Raw genomic sequence first — 16,980 nt, 5'->3', positions numbered from 1 at the left:
CCCCCCCGACCAGCTGGAGCCGTTCGAGGCGATGCGCGACCCCGCCCTGCCCGACGACACCTTCACCGCCCGCGCCATTCGCTGCTCGCTGCAACCCCGCTTTGCCCATCTGCGCGGCCATGTGCTGGGCGCCAATGCCAGCATCCTGCCAAAATCCATCTGCCGCACACCAATGGCAAGAGTTTCGTCCACACCGGAGTCCCCGGCCTGTCACCCGCCTGCACAGCGTCTTCCTGAACAAGCAACGCCTACCCGGCCTCCCTTTGGACCGCCACCTGTCTCTGCAGCGTTTCCATGCCCAGGACCGCGACGCCAATCAGCTTCACCCCGAATTGCAAGCCTACCTAAAGACCGGGTAGCCCTAGGAAATCTCGCTCTTCTAAGACCGCACTCAGTACCTGACGCCCGACATCAGGGCACTGTTGCATAACGAAGGCCGCCTGATCGAGGCCGACCTGAGCCTGCGCCAGAAGTTTGCCCTCCACTCCTGCTGACCCCAGCGAAGAGCGCCCGCACAGCGATGGGAATCAAGCTCCTAGGCCAAACCATTGCCAAGCCGCCATTCGCAATAGACATGCTTGCCCGCATCGTCCGCACTCTTGAACACGCCGGACAGTTTGCGCAAGGCATGAATATGCGCGCGCGGTCCAGCTTATTTCAGCCTTCAAACCGACGATCCCGACCTTGATCTTGTCGGCAATCACTTTACCCGTTCCAAAATGGAGACATAGTTTGCCACGGCCACCCCTCCCATGTTGAAGATGCCGCCGAATTGCGCGTCTTTCGCTTGGATCGCGCCCGCCTCATCGCAAAGCTGCATGGCGGTCAACACATGCATCGACACACCAGTTGCCCCGACAGGATGGCCCTTGGCCTTTAGCCCGCCTGACAGGTTCACCGGCAGTCTGCCATCAGGCTGGGTCCAACCTTCCTTGATCGCCCGGGCGCCCTGCCCCGCCGGTGTCAGGCCCATCGCCTCATACTCGATCAACTCGGCGATGGTAAAGCAATCGTGGGTTTCAACAAAGGACAGATCACCCAATGTCAGCTCCGCCCGGCTCAGCGCTTGCCGCCAGGCCTCGGTGCAGCCTTCGAAACGGATGATGTCGCGTTTGGAAATTGGCAGGAAATCCTGCACATGCGCGGTCGCACGAAAGCGGACAGCACGGCGCATCTCGGTGGCGGCGTCACCGTCCATCAGCACGACAGCCGCTGCACCATCAGATACCAACGAGCAATCGGTGCGCTTCAACGGCCCGGCAACAAGGGGGTTCTTGTCGCTTTCCGTGCGGCAGAAGTCATAGCCCAGATCCTTGCGGATCTGGGCATAAGGGTTGCCCACACCGTTCTTGTGGTTCTTGGCCGCGATCAGGGCCAGTGCTTCGGACTGGTCACCATGACGCTGATAGTAGGAATCGGCGATCCGCCCGAACACCCCGGCAAAGCCACCGGGAGTATCGCCATCCTCGGGCAGGTAGGACGCTTTCAGCAGATTCTGACCGATCTCGAAAGCGGGGGTCGTGGTCATCTGCTCGACCCCCACAACCAGCACGCTGCGCGCCCGTTTTGCCTCGATCGACTTGATGCCCTGATGCACGGCGGCCGATCCCGTGGCGCAGGCGTTTTCCACCCGCGTCGCCGGCTTGAAGCGGAAGCCGTCGCTGGCCTGAAACACCAGTGAGGCGGTAAAGTCCTGCTTTGAGAACCCGGCGTTGAAATGGCCCAGATAAACTTCGTCAATGTCCTCGGCGGCCAGCCCGGCATGGTCTAGCGCCTCGCGCACGACGCGAACCACCAGGCTCTCCACAGTTTCTTCGGAATGTTTCCCAAATGGCGTGTGCGCCCAACCAACGATGCTGACACTCATGGCTTTCCTGTCCTAACTATATGCAACGGCCCTGCGGCCGTCGACATCGACCTTGTCGCCGCCCTTAAGCGCGAACATCTCACGTTCCCCGTCCGTAGTGGCGACGTCAAGCCCTGGTCTTTCGATGATCGGGCGTGTTAGCCGAACCTGTTAGGCACTGGTCTCGGCTAGCACGCCCCACCCGGCCATTGCCGCCCATGTATTGGCCTATATGGACCCCGCCTGATAGCAACGGTCTGGTAGGTACTGGTTCGGCAATCACCATTGCTGGCGAATATCCGGCTTGCTTGAGCGGCCCTATCTGTCATCGCAGCGAGCCACAATGGATTTCCGCGCGTGTCTTCCTCAATGCCCCGGGAGGCACAGGCGTTTGCCTTGCCGGTCCACACTTCAGGTTCAAGAAGCAATTGGAGTGACCCTTTCACCATCTCGTGCCTGTTGTCGCAATGTTTCGGGGAGCGCACTTCCATAGGTTCGGATTTAGGTTGGTCCCATATCCCGACAGCGGTATGTGCCGGACGATATTCCTCGTTTCGCGCAAGAATCGACTAGGTGTCTGATCCCACCGTTTAATGGTGCGATCCTTTCTAAGGAATGGAAGGAAGCAACATGGGACAGGTTCGTCGCGGGAGAGCCACGACCACGTTCGCCGTCAGAGCTGCAATACAGCGATCGCAAGCTTCGCTCACGCGGCTGAGCCGTGAGTCGGGCATCAATCCGAAGGCGGTTGCAAAGTGGCGGAAGCGCGCGACGGTGGAGGACCTCAAGACAGTGCCGAAGGAGCCACGCTCCTCCCGGATCAGCGCGGGCAGGTCGGAGGTCTCATCGTTCACAAGCGACGCCATGCGATCAAGATAGCGCAGTCCTATGGGAAATACGTAACCGTGCTCATACAGCAGTCCCGTGCGGCGGTGTTCCCCGGCCGTGTGACTGAATCATGTCTTGTAGACTCTCCCCGTGAGCTTCAGCGTTCGGGCGAGGGTCGTCAGATCGTGATACAGGGCGGCTGAGCCGGGGCGCCACTGAGCGAGTACGGCCTCCTCCTGACGGATCACCTCTTCCTCGTTCCGCGCGGCCGGACCAGTGAGCGCCACTTGGGGGCCATCCCGCACCACATTTGCGGCCGTGCCAGTCAAAAGCGCTGCCGAAAGCTGGGTCGCCACTTCCTCGGACACACCCGCCTCTTTCCACGCCGCAAGGGCGATCGCCTGAAGCACGACGGTGAAATTGCTGCTAAAGACAGCCGCCGCGTGGTAAAGTGCCTTTCGGTCAGGCTCGATCGAGAAGCCTTTGCCGCCGAGCGATTCGACCAAAAGGGAAATCTCGTCCGGCGCATCGCCTTCGATGCCACACAACGTGCCAGGGAACCGGGCGGCGGCGGCTTCGGGGTCAGAGAAACTCATCACGGGATGGAAACTCGCTGTCCGCCACCCCCGCGATTTGAGTGGGGAGAGGACATCGAGTGAATGAAACCCGCTGCAATGACAGACGACTGGACAGCCCCATGACGGAAGACGCGGACTTTGGGCCAGAGCGAGGGCGACAGCATAGATATCACGGTCGGGGACGGCTAGGATCCAGATTTCGGCCGACTCCATCCTGTCAAGCGCAGCCACGGCAATGCCGACACCGGTCGAGACTACGGCCCGGACGGCGCTCTCTACATGCCCGCTTGCCACTTCTCCAACCGTGCAACCGCGGCTCAGCTTGATGCGCCGCATCAGCGTCTCTCCAACTTTCCCCGTCCCGATGAAGTTGATGCGCTGGACCTGACCTGCACTCATATCTACCTCCTGCGTGATTCTGACCGGCAACATATCTTCTTCCCGGCATCGGCGATCAGCGCAAGCTCGATGGGCATTCTTGAATGCCTGCGAGCGCCGTGCATAGCATTCCGAAATGAGCGCATTCGCAGAACGATTGCGCAGCGCCAGCTATGTCCAAACGCGACATCATCAGTTTTGAGGGCTGCACAGTGGCATGGCGGCAGGCCCTGGATCGGGCAGGGCTGACGCTGGGCGATCTGTCCTTTGTTGAAACGCACGATTGTTTCACCATCGCCGAGCTGATCGAGTATGAGGCCATGGGTCTGACCCCGGCAGGTCAGGGTGCCCGCGCCATCAAGGAAGGCTGGACCCAGCCTGACGGCAGGCTGCCGGTGAACCTGTCGGGCGGGCTGAAGGCCAAGGGCCATCCGATCGGGGCGACAGGTGTGTCGATGCATGTGCTGACCACCATGCAGCTGTGCGATGAGGCGGGCGCAATCCAAGCGAAAGACCCACAATTCGGCGGCATCTTCAACATGGGCGGGGCGGCTGTGGCAAACTATGTCTCCATCTTGGAACGGGTGAAGTGATGGCCGAAAAGATCAGGTGCGGGGTCGTCGGCTTGAAGCCCGAAATCACACTTAGGTGTTTGATCCCATGGTTGGGCGAGCGTGTCACGTTTGGGGCATGAGACGCGATGACATCTGCCTTTACCTGTCCCCCGCCGCATGACCTGCGCGCCGACCGAGCGCTTGATGCCGACTGGCTGCGGTCCGCTCTCGATGACCGGAGAATTACCCCTGTCATCCCTTCGAAATCGAACCGGCGTTTCCCCGCGACATTCGACAAAGAGACCTACAAATGGCGGCACCTGATCGAGAACTTCTTCCGAAAGCTCAAGGAAAACACAGGTATCGCAATGCGGTCATTCAAAACAATTCAGAGCTTCGCCTCCTTCATCTCTCTCGCAGCAACCCTCATTCAAATCAGGTGAATGTCAACAGACCTTAAATTTAGCGCTTAAAATCTTCACTTTACATTTACGTCTGCCCTCCCTGACTGGTTACGGAACCACGGCCGTCGCCTCGATTTCGACCTTGGCACGGTCCTCGACCAGCGTCACCACCTGCACCAACGCCATCGCCGGGAAATGCCGCCCGATGATCTGGCGATAGGCTAGGCCGATGTCTTTCAGCGCGCCCAGATATTCCCGCTTGTCGGTGACATACCAGGTTAGCCGCACCAGATGCTCGGGCCGCGCGCCCGCTTCGGCCAGCACCTCGACGATGCTGCGCAGGGTCTGCGCCACCTGGCCAACGAAATCGTCGGTCTCGAATTCGCGTTGCGCGTTCCAGCCGATGATGCCGCCGGTGAATACCATCCGTCCCTCGGCCGCCATGCCGCTGGCATAGCCGCTGGCCGGTTTCCAATTCGAAGGGTGCAGGGTCTGATGTGGGCTGTCGTCGGTCATGTGGCCTCCTGATGGTCGGCTAGGCGGGGTCGGATACTGTCGGGCCAGGGCGCGGACCTGCCTTCCGGCGTCAGCCTGACCAGAATCGGGCAGGCCGTCATCCGCTGCTGAGCGCCGCTATGCGCGGTGATGCTAAAGGTGACGGAACTGAGCCCCAGGCGGACGAAGGAATAGTCCAGCGCCTCGCGGAAGAAATTCTCGATGACCGAATTCATCATCTCGAAATAGCGCGGATAGAACACGATCCCCGCTGGGTCGCAGCGGTTGAATTCCATAGGGATAGAATGGGCAAGCTCATGCCAGAAGGCTCCGGGCGAGGATCACGCGCTGTACGTCGATGGCGCCATCATAGATGCGCAGGGCACGAATGTCGCGGGAAAGCGTCTCGACCGCAAAGCCATGGCGCACGCCGTTGCCGCCATGCAACTGCACCGCCAGGCTGATCACCCGCTGCGCCACCTCGGTGGCTTACAACTTGGCCATCGCCGCCTCTCGCGCGATGCGGGAGGCGGCGCGGTCCTTAGCCCAGGCGGCTCGATAGATCAACAGCGCCGCAGCGTCGATTTCCAGCGCCATGTCCGCCAGATTGTCCTGCACCATTTGCAGCGAAGACAGCGGCTCGGCTCCGACCGGCATCTGCCGGAGGCGGTTCGTCGCTTGCTGCTCGACCATACGGCGATCTGCCCTGAAGAGATCGACGGTCTTTGTCTGGCCAACAGTCCACTCTCGACCCTGCGCTTGCTGCTGCGGACCCGGCCGCAACATGCAGGGGCATCGACGGCGCAGTCTACATGGCTGCAATACTGTCCTACGTGCCTGCGGGAAGACGAGGTGCCCTATTTCCGGCGCAGCTGGACCTTGGCAACCCGCGTGTCCTGCTTTCGCCATGGCTGCCGATTGCGTGACCGCTGCCCGTCTTGTGGTCAGCGCCTTGCGCCATTTCGCCAGGCTCGCCTCGTGCCACAGCAGAACTGCGCCTTCTGCGACACCCCTCTCGCGAAACCGACCGGCCCGGCAAACATAGGCGCCCGACGCCTCGAGCGCCTGATCGACGATGTGCTGCGCCTTGATTCCACTGGGCGCGCGCAGGACGACCGAAAGCCTCTCGCTGCGCGGCTTTCGAGATACTCAGTACCTGTTGGTCCGGGGACATCAAAGCTCCCGCATCTGTCGCAACGGGTTCGCTACAATTTTTTCCGGCGGCTTTCGGAAGGGCCAAGCGGAACAGCTGGCCTCAAAGGCGATGGCCCACCGATCCTGTGGGTCCAACTTGCTAATGCCGCTGGAAATCACAATGGGCTGGTCAATGCACTGACGGGACGGCTTGCCGAAACCGCCGGGTTACAGCGGGCTACTTTAACCAGAATGCCCAATCTTGCCGACTTGCTGGAAGCAAAGTCACGTCTCTCGCGAAAGCAGCAAGAGACGCCGTTACAGTCGGTCAGGGAAGATTGAAACCACTTCACCACCGTTTTCGCTCTCGCGCCAGCGAACGCCATAAACAAAACCGGAGCGTCCATAAATCGACTGTGTCACCAGGATGAACCGCTCGTCGCCGGTTGCCATGATCAGGTCGAAATCCACGGACTGCTCGGGTGGATTTTTCCCATCAAGCAGAGACAGCCGGCATCTTTCCTGATCGGTGCAGGTGATTTCGCCGTCTGTGAAAGTGACCAACGTCTGGGACCAGTCTTCATCCTCAGCCGCAAGCATTTCAGCATTTGCCATGATTCCTTGGATCAGCTCCGTCGTTATCTCGGCGCCAAGCCCAGGGGCCGATACTTGCGCGGCGGGGTCAGTTTGCGCAATCGCCCAGCACCAAACACGGATCGACTGGATAATGGTCGACGTGTCGCGCAGCGGATCGCGTGGCTTTCCCGCGTCCAACGGCCCTTCGACGATTGCCGGACAGCCTGAGAAGCCAGTTACGAACTGCTGCATGTCCGCATTCAACTGATCCTGAATCTCCGACACCGAGCGAAGACTTTGGTATCGATGCTCGGATGTGGGGAAAAAATGCGCACCTATGCGCACGGTCCCGGTTTCGGCCAGGGCAAACGACGTCAAGCAGGCGGCGGCAGCAAAGGTGCCAATCAACCAGTCACGGTTCTTCCGCCGCATCGATAAATAGATCGAAGACATACTGGTTTCTCGCCTCACTTGGCCCGTTCCGATTCGACTGCTCTGCTGCTTCCTCCCAATCCCCGTCCAAGATAGCTTGCCGCAGCATCCGGAACTGCGCCAGTCCCCTCGGACCAAGATTGTAAATCATGTCCCATAGCGCAATCTGCGCCGACAGGGGCAGGGTTCCGAAACCCGGATACTGTCGGAGCAAGGCTTCAAAATCCTGCCGCACGTGATTTTGTACGAGTTCATCAATGTCGGCCTGCGGCAGGTAGAGGGAAGTGAACTGTTCATAGAACGCCGCGCCGCGCGTCTGCGAAGCCTCCATCCCGGCGATCAGATCATACTCCGCACGGATGTCATTATCAGATGCAAGTGCATCCGTTGCGCGCACACGAAACGGCAGCGCAGAAGCGCTTGCCGAATCCGGCAGCAACTTGCCCTTTCCAACGGTCACAAATCCGCGGGTGTCCAATTACATATGGTCGACATTGCCTTCCCACTCCTCAATGTCTGCCACGAACCCTTCGACGGACGGTTGAACACGCGCCCAATAGCCTTCGATGCCCAACGCCCGAGCATAACACCTGCATCCGAAATCCTCCGTCGGATGACCACCTTCGGGTGGTGTGTCCCATCGGAAGATCATGTCATCCCGCTCAGCATGACCCTCACGAACGCGACTGTCCTGTCGTGTTGACCAGACATAGAATTCGATCTGCATTGCCAATTGCTGGGCTTGGTTCAGAAATCCTGACAGTACCGCCAGAGCCCGCTGCTCCCCGTCTGCGCTGACTATATCAAGACCCTCGCTTTCGATGGCCGCCTGAACCGTCAACAGCGCATCAGCACGCAGCGATTCAATGTCGAGGTCGGACAGACCAGCCGACGAAAACTCGAATGGCTTGGTCTTCAGGATCGCCTGCGCCGTTGCTCCGAAAGTCTGGCTCCACACTTCATCCAGCCATTGGCGGACGACGTCCTGTTGGGAAGGACCATCCTGCTTCAGTTCCAGAACAGGGCTGCTGGCAAGGTTCAGAACGAACGTCTTCGTTCCGCCAAACCTGATGAAGCTCTCAAAGCATGTCCGGCACATGATACCCCCTTTTGCTCCAAGAAGCCCAAAAATCGTTACAGAAGGTGAAAGGCGGCGTGCGCTGGACAACGGCGCAAGACGACGTGGCCTGACCACAATCAAGGCACGGACAAACCCGCATCGTCCAGTTGCTCGGGGTCCGGCAGATCGCGCAGGGAGGCCAGCCCGAAGGCGGCAAGGAAGGTTCCGGTCGTGACGAAGGTATAAGGCGCGCCACGGCGGGGTTCGCGAGGGCCGGTGCCGATCAGGTCCCGCTCGGCAAGTCGGCCGATCAGGTCACGGCTGATCTCTTTCCCGAAGATGTCCTTTAACCCGTCGCGGCTGATCGGCTGGTGAAACGCAATCGCCGCCAGCACGGCCAGATCGAACTCCGCCAGGTTCAGGGCCTGCCCCCCCACATCCGCCGCCGCCCGGATCGCCGGGGCATAGGCGGGCCTCGTGCGCAGCATCCATCCCGCGCCCGCCTGTGCCACCTCATAGGGTCGGCCTTCCAGATCGACGGTGAGATCCTCGATCAACAGATCGACCGAGGCCCCCTGCCCCACGATCCGCGCCAGATCATCCCGCGCCACAGGGGTCGCACTGGCAAACAGCACCGCCTCGATCCGGCGCATCCATTCCCGCCAGCGCAGCTCAGGGGGAAGAGCGGCCAGTTCGCGGTCAAGTTCTGTGTCATCGCGCCGCCCCATGCTCAGACCCCGTACAGGCGGAACGTGTCCCGCCCAGTCAGTTCGCGCACGGCGCCGAGCGCAACCAGTCGGTCGCAGAGCCGTCGCGCGGCCCGATCCGACATGAAGGCCAATGCCCCTGGCGCCAGTACATCGCGCGACAGGAACAGATCGACCGCCCGGCCCGCCGCCTTGGCTCGCAGCTTCGGGGCCACTGCCCGAAGGCGGGCCGCCGCTCGGGCCAGATCGCCGGCCAGCGGCAGCGCCTGCCCGACGGCCGAGACCACAGCGCGGTGACAGGCCAGCCGCAGATGATCGCCCCGCAGGCGCAGATCACGGGGCTTGAGCGTCAGCGCCAGAAGTGGAAGCACATGCGTTGCCCCCAGCGACCTTGCCAACGCCGCATCGGCCAGGATCAGGGCGGCGACCTCCATCTGCGGATGATCGGTCAAAACCGCCTCGACGACCTGCGCCGCGCGGTCCACCGGCGTCGGTCCGGTGGCATCAAGGCAAAGTGCGATCCGCTCTGCTGCTATCCCTTCCAACGCATTGACCAGATGCGCGACCGAAATCGGCCGCGCCACTGCCCGCGACCACTGCCGCAGGACCCGCCCCGCCGGACCGGGATCATCACCAGCCTTGGTCAGATGCAGGGCATCGCGCAGGGCCCCGGCCCCCTCACGACGCCCTGCAAGGCCCACGCAGACCTCGGCCGCTTCCAGCGCCAGTCGGTCGCGCCAAAGGGCAAATGGCATATCCGGTGCGGCGGTTACCAAAGAGAGGTGCGCCAGTGCAGCCCCGGACCGGAACGCTGCGGCCTCAAGGGTCTCAGTAGGTGCCGCGCTGATCCAACCCGGCAGCGGGGGCAGCATCGGCAGGAGTTCAAAGGGCCTTGCCTGCGGTTTTCTCATGCACGCAGGATATTCCGTCGCGGCGGTTTTGGCTAGTCTAATGCGCAAATAGCGCCGCATCTTTCAGATCGCCACTGTGTCCAATAAGATTGCATTATCGGACGTAAAGGAGATATGCTCATCGGCATGACCGAAACGCCCGAGAAATCGCTTTCAGAATCCCCGGAGCGTCCCAATCGCCATGAAGGGGACGACAGCGCAGATATGGAGCGCGACACGATCGCCCTGCCCTCCCATGTCGCCGGCTCGGGCACGCTCGACCGCCTGGTCGAGACAGCGCGGGACTATGCGCGCCAAGCTGCGTCAGAGAACACGTTGAAGGCCTACGCCAAGGATTGGGCACAGTTCGCCCGCTGGTGCCGGATGCGCGGCGTGCACCCTCTCCCGTCGTCGTCCCAGCTGATCGGGCTCTACATCGCCGATCTGGCAGCGCCGGGCGGCAAGGCCCCGTCGCAGTCGGCGTCCCGACCCCTCTCGGTCTCCTCAATTGAACGGCGGCTGTCCGGCCTGGCCTGGGGCTATGCGCAACGCGGCGACAGGCTGGACCGCAAGGACCGCCACATCGCCTCTGTGCTGGCCGGCATCCGCCGCAAACACGCGCGGCCGCCGGTGCAGAAGGAGGCGATCCTGCCGGAAGACCTGCGCGACATGCTGGCCACCCTGCCCCATGATCTGCGGGGCCTGCGCGATCGGGCGATGCTGCTGATCGGCTTTGCCGGTGGCCTGCGCCGGTCAGAGATCGTGTCTTTGGATCACGGCAAAGACGACACGCCCGATAGCGGCGGATGGGCCGAGATCCTGGACGACGGCGCCCTTCTCACTCTTCGCGGCAAGACCGGGTGGCGGGAGGTGGAGATCGCCCGTGGCTCATCCGATCAGACCTGTCCGGTCCATGCCCTGACCCAGTGGCTGCACTATGCCCGCATCGATTTCGGCCCGATCTTCGTGGCGGTCAGTCGCAACGGGTTGAAGGCCACCGGAGCGCGGCTCTCCGACAAACACGTCGCCCGACTGATCAAGCAGACCGTCGAAGACGCCGGTCTGCGCCCCGAGCTGTCAAAGGCAGAGCGGCTGGCCCTCTTCTCCGGCCATTCCTTGCGCGCAGGCCTTGCCAGCAGCGCCGAGGTCGATGAGCGCTATGTTCAGAAGCAGCTTGGCCACGCCTCAGCCGAGATGACGCGGCGCTATCAGCGTCGCCGGGACAGGTTCCGGGTGAACCTGACCAAGGCGGCAGGGCTGTAGCCCCCTGCCCTATCCAAATCTGTAGGACGTCTAGAACGGGTTCTCGATCGCAGCCCCGGTCGGTGCGAAGTCACTGACGTTCCCGGTCACGACGACAGCGCCATGGCGTAGCGCTGATGCCGCGATCATCAGATCAGCGCCGTCATGGCCGATCTCGGCCGACAGCCGCCCCCAGATGCGCGCATCCTCGGCCTCAAAAGCGAGAAGACGGTCCGAAAACAATAAGACGGTCCTATCAAGCCAGTTGCGAAGGTCGTTTGCAAACGCGGGGTCTCGTATCTCCTGCTGCCGAATGCCGCGCTCGACTTCGCCCAAGGTGATGACACTCAAGAAAAGGTCCTGTTCAGCCTTGCCACGTAGCCAGGCTGCCACTTGGGGCGCGCGGTCTGGACGACGCACGGCTGAGATGACGTTGGTGTCGAGAATGTACATCAGAAGCTTACGTCACGCGGGACGGCCGTGGCGCGCGGGACGTCCCCGCCGGGAAAGGACATCAGATGCTCTGCAAAGCTCTCTCGCGCCCTTACGGCACCTTCAACCAGCCTGCGATACTCATCCGCAGACAGGATGACCACTGCAGGCTTGCCACGTCGCGTGACCGCTTGCGGCGTTCCCGCCAACGCCGCGTCGACGACTGCGCTAAACTTGTTTTTTGCATCCTGAACAGTCCACATGGCATATCACCTAGCTAGCTATCTGGCTAGATAAATGGCGCCTTGGGTTGAACATGTCAAGGCGCACCTATGTCGCAAGATTCAGATGGTTAAGTTCGGATGAGAAAACTCATCCGCAGCCACTGTCTTCGCCAATCGGTCGTTTACTCCTGACATCCGTAATTGCAAAAAGACCCCCTGCCCCGTGCCACTCATCGGATACGCGCGTATTTCCACCGAAGATCAAACCGCCCTGCCCCAAGTTCAGGAGCTGCGCTCCGCAGGCTGCGTGGAAATCGTGGAGGAACAAGCATCTGGCGGCAGTCGCACGCGGCCAGTTCTGGCGCGCGTGCTGGATCAGCTGCGCATCGGCGATACGCTCGTCGTGGTTCGGATCGACCGCCTTGCCCGTTCACTTTCTCACCTCTTGGAAATCATCGAGCGGCTGGAGGCGAAAGGTGCCCATTTCCGGTCGCTGCAAGATCCGATCGACACTGCGTCGCCGCAGGGCAAGTTTACCCTGCAGGTTCTGGGCGCAGCCGCGGAGTTTGAACGGGCCTTGATACGCGAGCGCACCAAGGCCGGGCTGCGATCTGCAAAGGCAGAAGGGCGGATTGGTGGCAATCCGGGGCTAAAGGCGGGCGATCCCGTGGCAATCCGCAAGGCAAGGGCCGCGCGAGTGGAAAGCCATTTCCAGAAACTGAACGCCAATGCCGACCAATGGGTGCCCGAGGTCCGCCGTCTGAGACCGGGCCTGCCTTGGGAAGACGTGCTGCGCATCGTCAATTCAGGTCTGCCAAGCGAGGCGCAGCCTTGGTCCCTGCCCCGCCTGATCCGTGCTACCAAAACCTTCGTCCGCGAAGGCCTTCTGCCGGACACCATCCTTTCCCGCGCCACCGCATCCGACAAGGATGACCGCCTGCCCGCCATCGTCGCGGGCATCAAAGGCGCAGATCCCAAGATGACTCTTCAAGGCATCTGCGACCGGCTAGAGACCATGCGCGAACGGACACCTAGGGGCCGCAGCAAGTGGGAGCCGTCATCGGTCAAGATGATCTTGGAGCGGGCGAAGAAGTTGGGACTGTTGTAGTAGGTAACGCTTTTCGGTGCCCATGAGGCCAAAAGGCATTCTACCGACGGGCTCAGACGAAGAATCGTTTGCGATGCTCACGCGAACACGATTGCCGTGGTCAGGTCTGCTACAGCGTTACTGAGCCTGGTCAGAGATTTTCCAAGCATCACGCGTGGGTTCAAGGGCGTCGGGTCCTGTGGATAAGTCTCGCAACATTTTCTGTAATCTTTACAATATCCTACACTCAACCTTTAACAGGTTACTTTAGCCTTTTCGCATCATATGGTGCCATGGTCGGCAGAAAGCACAAGATAGCTGCGCAAGATTTGCCTTGAGTTTCTTCCCGACGGGCGTCATATCTGTAACGCGAAAACTAAGAAAACGACGTCCACTGCGTTCCTGCTGGCACCGATCGACTGTAGATCACGGGTAACGCTTAAGAGATGTCTCGAGACAGGCGAATGATGATGCACCAAGTGTTGCATGACAAGCTTAAGGCAGACGCAGAGCGGCTTTCTGAAGCCCTTGAACATATGTCGAAGCTTTTTCTGGCACCGAAGGAAGAAAAGACACTCCGCGCCTTCACAAGCGCAGAGGTCGGAGAGTTGTTGCGGGTGAGCGACGGCTATCTGCGCAAGGCGCATTTCGACGGCAGAATTCCAGAAGTCGAACAGGGACCGGGTAACAAGCGCCTTTATTCCGCCGAGAACATCCTCCAGATCCGCAACATTCTGGCTCAGAATGCAAAGGATCCGTTTCAGTTCCTTCCCGGTCGGCGACAAGGTGACAAGCTTCAAATCTGGTCAACCGTCAACTTCAAGGGCGGATCCAGCAAAACTACGACCACCGTGACTCTCGGGATGCGGCTCGCCCTGCGTGGATACCGTGTGTGTTTGGTGGATGCAGACCCTCAGGCCTCACTGACGACCTTCTTTGGATACCAGCCAGAGATCGACTTCCGCCACGGCGGCACGCTGTATGATGCAATTCGCTACAACGATGGCGAAACGTCCCGGGTGCCAATCGTGGACGTTTTGCGCAAGACCTACTTCCCGAACCTGGATCTAGTGCCCGGTGGGATCATGCTCTCGGAATTCGAAACCGAAACTCCAACCGCGCTGAGCCGTGGCGAACAACCCGTCTTCTTCAATCGGATCCGCGACTCGCTACGACAGGTTGAAGACGATTATGACATCGTTTTAATCGACTGCCCGCCTCAGCTTGGCTATCTGACGATGGCAGCGGTCTGTGCATCGACGTCGCTTCTCATGACCATCATCCCTGAGCGTGTCGACCTGGCCTCGGCCAGCCAGTTCCTGACGATGGCGTCGGGCGTGTTGGAAGTCCTGTACTCGAACGGTGGCATCGGCGCGTATGACAATTTCGCCTACCTCCTGACGCGCTTCGACACCGCTATCAGCACGCAGCAGGACTTGTCTGAATGGCTCAGGCAATTGCTAGGCGAGAGTGTGATCAAGACGCCCTTCGTGAAGTCTTCGGCGGTTAGCGAGGCCGGCCTTTCGCAGAAGACAATCTTCGAAGTGGACCTCGCTACGACCAAGAACCGAAAGACTTATGAGCGAGCCCTAGAGTCGGTGATGAGCTTTTCAAATGACATTGAGAAGATGATCCAGTCAGCATGGGGTCGAGGGGGCACAAATGAAGCGTGATCTTCTTGCCAAGAGCCTAGCACAAATGGGCTCAAAGCCTTTGATTGCTGCCGAGGCCGGGTCGAAGGTGGACGAAAGCTCGCCTCGTTCCCTGAAGAGCATGTCAGACGTCCTTTCTCAGGTCTCGGCACAGGCGGCCCAGGACGTGGATGTCAATGAGATCGGCGATTCTGAAATCGCGGATCGTTTTGACGTATCAGAAGGGCTCGATGATCTGATCGAGTCCATCAGGACATCAGGACAACAGCTCCCTGCTCTGCTCCGCTATCGCCGCGGCCCTGGCCCTCGCTATGAGGTGGTTTACGGACGCCGCAGAATTGCCGCGTGCCGAGTGCTTGGGATCAAGGTCAAGGCTTATGTCAAGGAAATGGACCACCGCGAGGCTCTTGTCTCGCAGGCCCTGGAAAACTCTGCGCGCCTAGAGCGCAGCTTCATCGAACAAGCCATTTTTGCCACCAAGCTGGAGGACCAGGGCTTCACCCGGGCCGAGATCGGCGATGTGCTAGCTGTCGACAAGGGAACGCTAAGCAAGCTGATTGGCGTTGCCCGAGACGTGCCCGACGCAGTGATCTACAAAATTGGCGCCGCGCATGAAGCAGGCCGTCGCCCATGGCTGGAACTGCGTCGTCTGGTCAAAACGGAACACGCACCTTCCGACAGTTCTGTCCTCTTGCTTGTTCCTGAAGAAGGCACTGCGGCCGAGAAGCTCAGCGCTGTCATCGATGCGCTGCAGAAGGTCGCGGATGCAGAGCAGAACGCAGCGGAGTCTGCCGCTAAGGGCCCCTCTCCTGCCCCGCTCAACAAGATGCCCGCAACTTCGGTGGCTTTCAGGTCCAAAGGCCAGCGTCTTTTGATCGAGGTTTCCGACAAAAAGGAGCGCGGGTTCATCAACTTCGTGGAGGCACAGCTTGAGCGCCTCTACAAGGAGTGGAAAGAAAAATCATGAAGCCGAAACGGTTAAGTGATTGATCTTTATAGGGTTGGCCATGGTCAACCCTGATCAAACAGACAAGAAACAATCAAAAAGGAGGCAGACGTAGCGCAAAAAGAAACCCCCCGAAGGCGGTGAAGCACTCCAGAGGGTCCCGATTTACTCGCAATCTATTGGTACCCAAAAAATCGAATCACTGCAACACCGATTTCGGTGACCGGTATCCTTTTGCTGTCTGAAAACAGATGGAACAAGAAGCAGTCACGACCATCGAGGTCGAGGCACAGCTGAGTTGTGCGCCTTCAATCTTCGATTCTTTCGCCGGTATTGGCACGATCGAACAGCAGCCAAACTTCGCACCTGTAACGCGGCGCGCGCTCATGGCGGCCGTCAACACCACAAGTCGCGCACTCGGCTTGCGACCGTCTTCAGTCGTTGTGCTTGACGCACTCTTGAGCTGCCTTCCCTGCAACGACCCGAAAACCGGGAATGACAGCCCAATCACGCCACTCACCCTGCTGACCGTGTTCGCTTGCAACGACACTTTATGTTTTCGCGCGAAAGGCATAACGGACAGACAACTTCGGCGGCACCTTGAGAAACTTGAAACTGCAAATCTGATCCAACGGCGTGACAGCTCCAACGGCAAACGATTCCCAATTATGCGCAACGGTAAAGTCATCGGCGCGTTTGGCATCGACCTGTCGCCCCTGCTCGTACGGTCTGGCGAAATCCTTGCACTGTCTCAGAAACATCGTCAGGAAGCCGACGAACTTCGAGGCATGAAAGCCTACATCCAAAAACTGCGCGGTGAATGCCTCTCCCTTTGCCTGCAAGGCGAGGCCTTAGAGTTCGTCGAAGCTGCCCGCAACTTTATGCGTCGAACCGGAGTAACTGTACTTCAAGCAAGCAGCGTCATCAGCAGACTTAAATGCATCCTGCAGAGTAAGGTAGTCGCTCCAAGCGTACCGCATTTTGAAGAGTTGGCCACGGCCAACGATCCGGAACACGAACAACGCCAAGAACAAGCACCGTCTTCTAACTCGAACAAAACGACCGCCTCAGACGGACAAAATGTCCGGCACAAAGAGACTCAAAAATCATATACAAAAAAAGCCTTACCGCGCTCGATGACAGAGCTGTGGGCTTGCTTGACCGAAATCCCGGCCTTTTATCCAGACCACCCCACCACAGAACACGGCCTCCTACAGCTGCTATTTGAATTTGGTAAGATGCTGAGAATAGACAGCGCTCTGCTGGGTAGGGCGGTGTCTTTGCTTGGCCTGGCAGAGGCGATTCAGGTGGCAGATCAAATGGCCTGCAAGATCGGCCAAGTCAAAAACCCTGATAGCTACCTTTCGAGGATCCTAGCCGGTTGCACCAAGACAAGAGTTGGCCATGGCCAACTTCGCGTTGGTACATAGATTGCCAACCTAAAACGCGCCGCTCTGCCGGTCTGGCGCGCTGTCATTGCCACCTATGTCCAGTAGGAAAGTGAGAGAATGGTTG

At 59.8% G+C, this 16,980-nt stretch carries 18 protein-coding genes and 3 pseudogenes; 9 read left to right on the top strand and 12 right to left on the bottom strand.

Going from position 1 to position 16,980, the window contains the following annotated elements; all coding sequences use genetic code 11:
• Positions 1-700: 700 nt before the first annotated feature.
• Positions 701-1,867 (bottom strand): acetyl-CoA acetyltransferase, encoded by a 1,167-nt coding sequence (locus GU927_RS13890; RefSeq protein WP_161763040.1) that lies wholly within the window; start codon positions 1,865-1,867, stop codon positions 701-703.
• A gap of 609 nt (positions 1,868-2,476) precedes the next feature.
• Between GU927_RS13890 and GU927_RS20750 the strand changes: the two are divergent.
• Positions 2,477-2,662 (top strand): annotated as a pseudogene (locus GU927_RS20750) (IS481 family transposase); the annotation flags it as partial.
• 140 nt (positions 2,663-2,802) lie between these two features.
• On the opposite strand, the gene GU927_RS13885 reads toward GU927_RS20750, so the two are convergent.
• A complete protein-coding gene (locus GU927_RS13885) occupies positions 2,803-3,651 on the bottom strand; it encodes a Rossmann-like and DUF2520 domain-containing protein (protein WP_161763039.1) in 849 nt (282 codons plus the stop codon).
• A gap of 149 nt (positions 3,652-3,800) precedes the next feature.
• Here GU927_RS13885 and GU927_RS13880 point away from each other — a divergent pair.
• Positions 3,801-4,223: pseudogene (locus GU927_RS13880) on the top strand (thiolase C-terminal domain-containing protein); the annotation flags it as partial.
• A gap of 107 nt (positions 4,224-4,330) precedes the next feature.
• Positions 4,331-4,627, top strand: coding sequence for a transposase (locus GU927_RS13875; protein WP_161763037.1), 297 nt, complete (start codon positions 4,331-4,333; stop codon positions 4,625-4,627).
• 69 nt (positions 4,628-4,696) lie between these two features.
• On the opposite strand, the gene GU927_RS13870 is transcribed toward GU927_RS13875, so the two are convergent.
• From GU927_RS13870 to GU927_RS13860, 3 genes and pseudogenes are all read right to left on the bottom strand, one after another.
• On the bottom strand, positions 4,697-5,104 hold the full coding sequence (locus GU927_RS13870; RefSeq protein WP_161763036.1) for a RidA family protein: 408 nt from the start codon (positions 5,102-5,104) through the stop codon (positions 4,697-4,699).
• Positions 5,101-5,379: a hypothetical protein gene (locus GU927_RS13865; RefSeq protein WP_161763035.1), complete on the bottom strand. Its 279-nt coding sequence runs from the start codon at positions 5,377-5,379 to the stop codon at positions 5,101-5,103. The genes GU927_RS13870 and GU927_RS13865 overlap by 4 nt, the downstream gene beginning before the upstream one ends.
• Positions 5,380-5,398: 19 nt before the next feature.
• Positions 5,399-5,776, bottom strand: a pseudogene (locus GU927_RS13860) (acyl-CoA dehydrogenase family protein).
• Here GU927_RS13860 and GU927_RS13855 point away from each other — a divergent pair.
• Positions 5,705-6,559 (top strand): TniQ family protein, encoded by an 855-nt coding sequence (locus GU927_RS13855; protein ID WP_394357679.1) that lies wholly within the window; start codon positions 5,705-5,707, stop codon positions 6,557-6,559. The pseudogene GU927_RS13860 and the gene GU927_RS13855 overlap by 72 nt on opposite strands.
• On the opposite strand, the gene GU927_RS13850 is transcribed toward GU927_RS13855, so the two are convergent.
• Genes GU927_RS13850 through GU927_RS13830 form a run of 5 tightly spaced genes read right to left on the bottom strand, consistent with a single transcriptional unit; the run spans position 6,536 to position 9,903 of the window.
• Positions 6,536-7,246 carry a hypothetical protein gene (locus tag GU927_RS13850; protein ID WP_161763034.1) on the bottom strand — a complete coding sequence of 237 codons (711 nt, stop codon included), beginning with the start codon at positions 7,244-7,246 and terminating at the stop codon, positions 6,536-6,538. The genes GU927_RS13855 and GU927_RS13850 overlap by 24 nt on opposite strands.
• On the bottom strand, positions 7,206-7,685 hold the full coding sequence (locus GU927_RS13845; RefSeq protein ID WP_217765653.1) for a hypothetical protein: 480 nt from the start codon (positions 7,683-7,685) through the stop codon (positions 7,206-7,208). Before GU927_RS13845 ends, GU927_RS13850 begins: the two co-directional genes overlap by 41 nt.
• Before the next feature lie 18 nt (positions 7,686-7,703).
• Entirely contained in the window at positions 7,704-8,393 is a 690-nt protein-coding gene (locus tag GU927_RS13840) for a phage minor head protein (RefSeq protein ID WP_217765652.1), read from the bottom strand.
• 29 nt (positions 8,394-8,422) lie between these two features.
• Complete coding sequence (gene scpB / locus GU927_RS13835; protein ID WP_161763031.1) at positions 8,423-9,013, bottom strand: SMC-Scp complex subunit ScpB; 591 nt, start codon at positions 9,011-9,013, stop codon at positions 8,423-8,425.
• Between the two features lie 2 nt (positions 9,014-9,015).
• Positions 9,016-9,903: a DUF1403 family protein gene (locus GU927_RS13830; protein WP_161763030.1), complete on the bottom strand. Its 888-nt coding sequence runs from the start codon at positions 9,901-9,903 to the stop codon at positions 9,016-9,018.
• A gap of 114 nt (positions 9,904-10,017) precedes the next feature.
• Between GU927_RS13830 and GU927_RS13825 the strand changes: the two genes are divergently transcribed.
• Entirely contained in the window at positions 10,018-11,145 is a 1,128-nt protein-coding gene (locus GU927_RS13825; protein ID WP_161763029.1) for a tyrosine-type recombinase/integrase, read from the top strand.
• Positions 11,146-11,175: 30 nt separating this feature from the next.
• On the opposite strand, the gene GU927_RS13820 is transcribed toward GU927_RS13825, so the two are convergent.
• Both GU927_RS13820 and GU927_RS13815 read right to left on the bottom strand, forming a co-directional pair.
• A complete protein-coding gene (locus GU927_RS13820; RefSeq protein ID WP_161763028.1) occupies positions 11,176-11,577 on the bottom strand; it encodes a type II toxin-antitoxin system VapC family toxin in 402 nt (133 codons plus the stop codon).
• Positions 11,577-11,819 (bottom strand): type II toxin-antitoxin system Phd/YefM family antitoxin, encoded by a 243-nt coding sequence (locus GU927_RS13815; RefSeq protein ID WP_161763027.1) that lies wholly within the window; start codon positions 11,817-11,819, stop codon positions 11,577-11,579. Before GU927_RS13815 ends, GU927_RS13820 begins: the two co-directional genes overlap by 1 nt.
• 184 nt (positions 11,820-12,003) lie before the next feature.
• Here GU927_RS13815 and GU927_RS13810 point away from each other — a divergent pair, with 184 nt between their 5' ends.
• The 4 genes from GU927_RS13810 (at position 12,004) to GU927_RS13795 (ending at position 16,895) form a co-directional block, all read left to right on the top strand.
• Complete coding sequence (locus GU927_RS13810; RefSeq protein WP_161763026.1) at positions 12,004-12,888, top strand: recombinase family protein; 885 nt, start codon at positions 12,004-12,006, stop codon at positions 12,886-12,888.
• Positions 12,889-13,331: 443 nt separating this feature from the next.
• The gene (gene repA, locus GU927_RS13805) at positions 13,332-14,540 is read left to right on the top strand and encodes a plasmid partitioning protein RepA (protein ID WP_127045243.1); all 1,209 of its coding nucleotides are present in this window, start codon (positions 13,332-13,334) and stop codon (positions 14,538-14,540) included.
• The gene (gene repB, locus GU927_RS13800) at positions 14,530-15,486 is read left to right on the top strand and encodes a plasmid partitioning protein RepB (RefSeq protein WP_161763025.1); all 957 of its coding nucleotides are present in this window, start codon (positions 14,530-14,532) and stop codon (positions 15,484-15,486) included. The genes repA and repB overlap by 11 nt, the downstream gene beginning before the upstream one ends.
• Before the next feature lie 230 nt (positions 15,487-15,716).
• Positions 15,717-16,895 (top strand): helix-turn-helix domain-containing protein, encoded by a 1,179-nt coding sequence (locus tag GU927_RS13795; RefSeq protein ID WP_232489218.1) that lies wholly within the window; start codon positions 15,717-15,719, stop codon positions 16,893-16,895.
• Positions 16,896-16,980 lie beyond the last annotated feature (85 nt).

Source organism: Paragemmobacter amnigenus (assembly GCF_009908265.2).
GTDB lineage: Bacteria > Pseudomonadota > Alphaproteobacteria > Rhodobacterales > Rhodobacteraceae > Paragemmobacter > Paragemmobacter amnigenus.
Note: the sequence above shows the minus strand (reverse complement) of the source record. Positions and strands in the feature narration are given on the sequence as shown.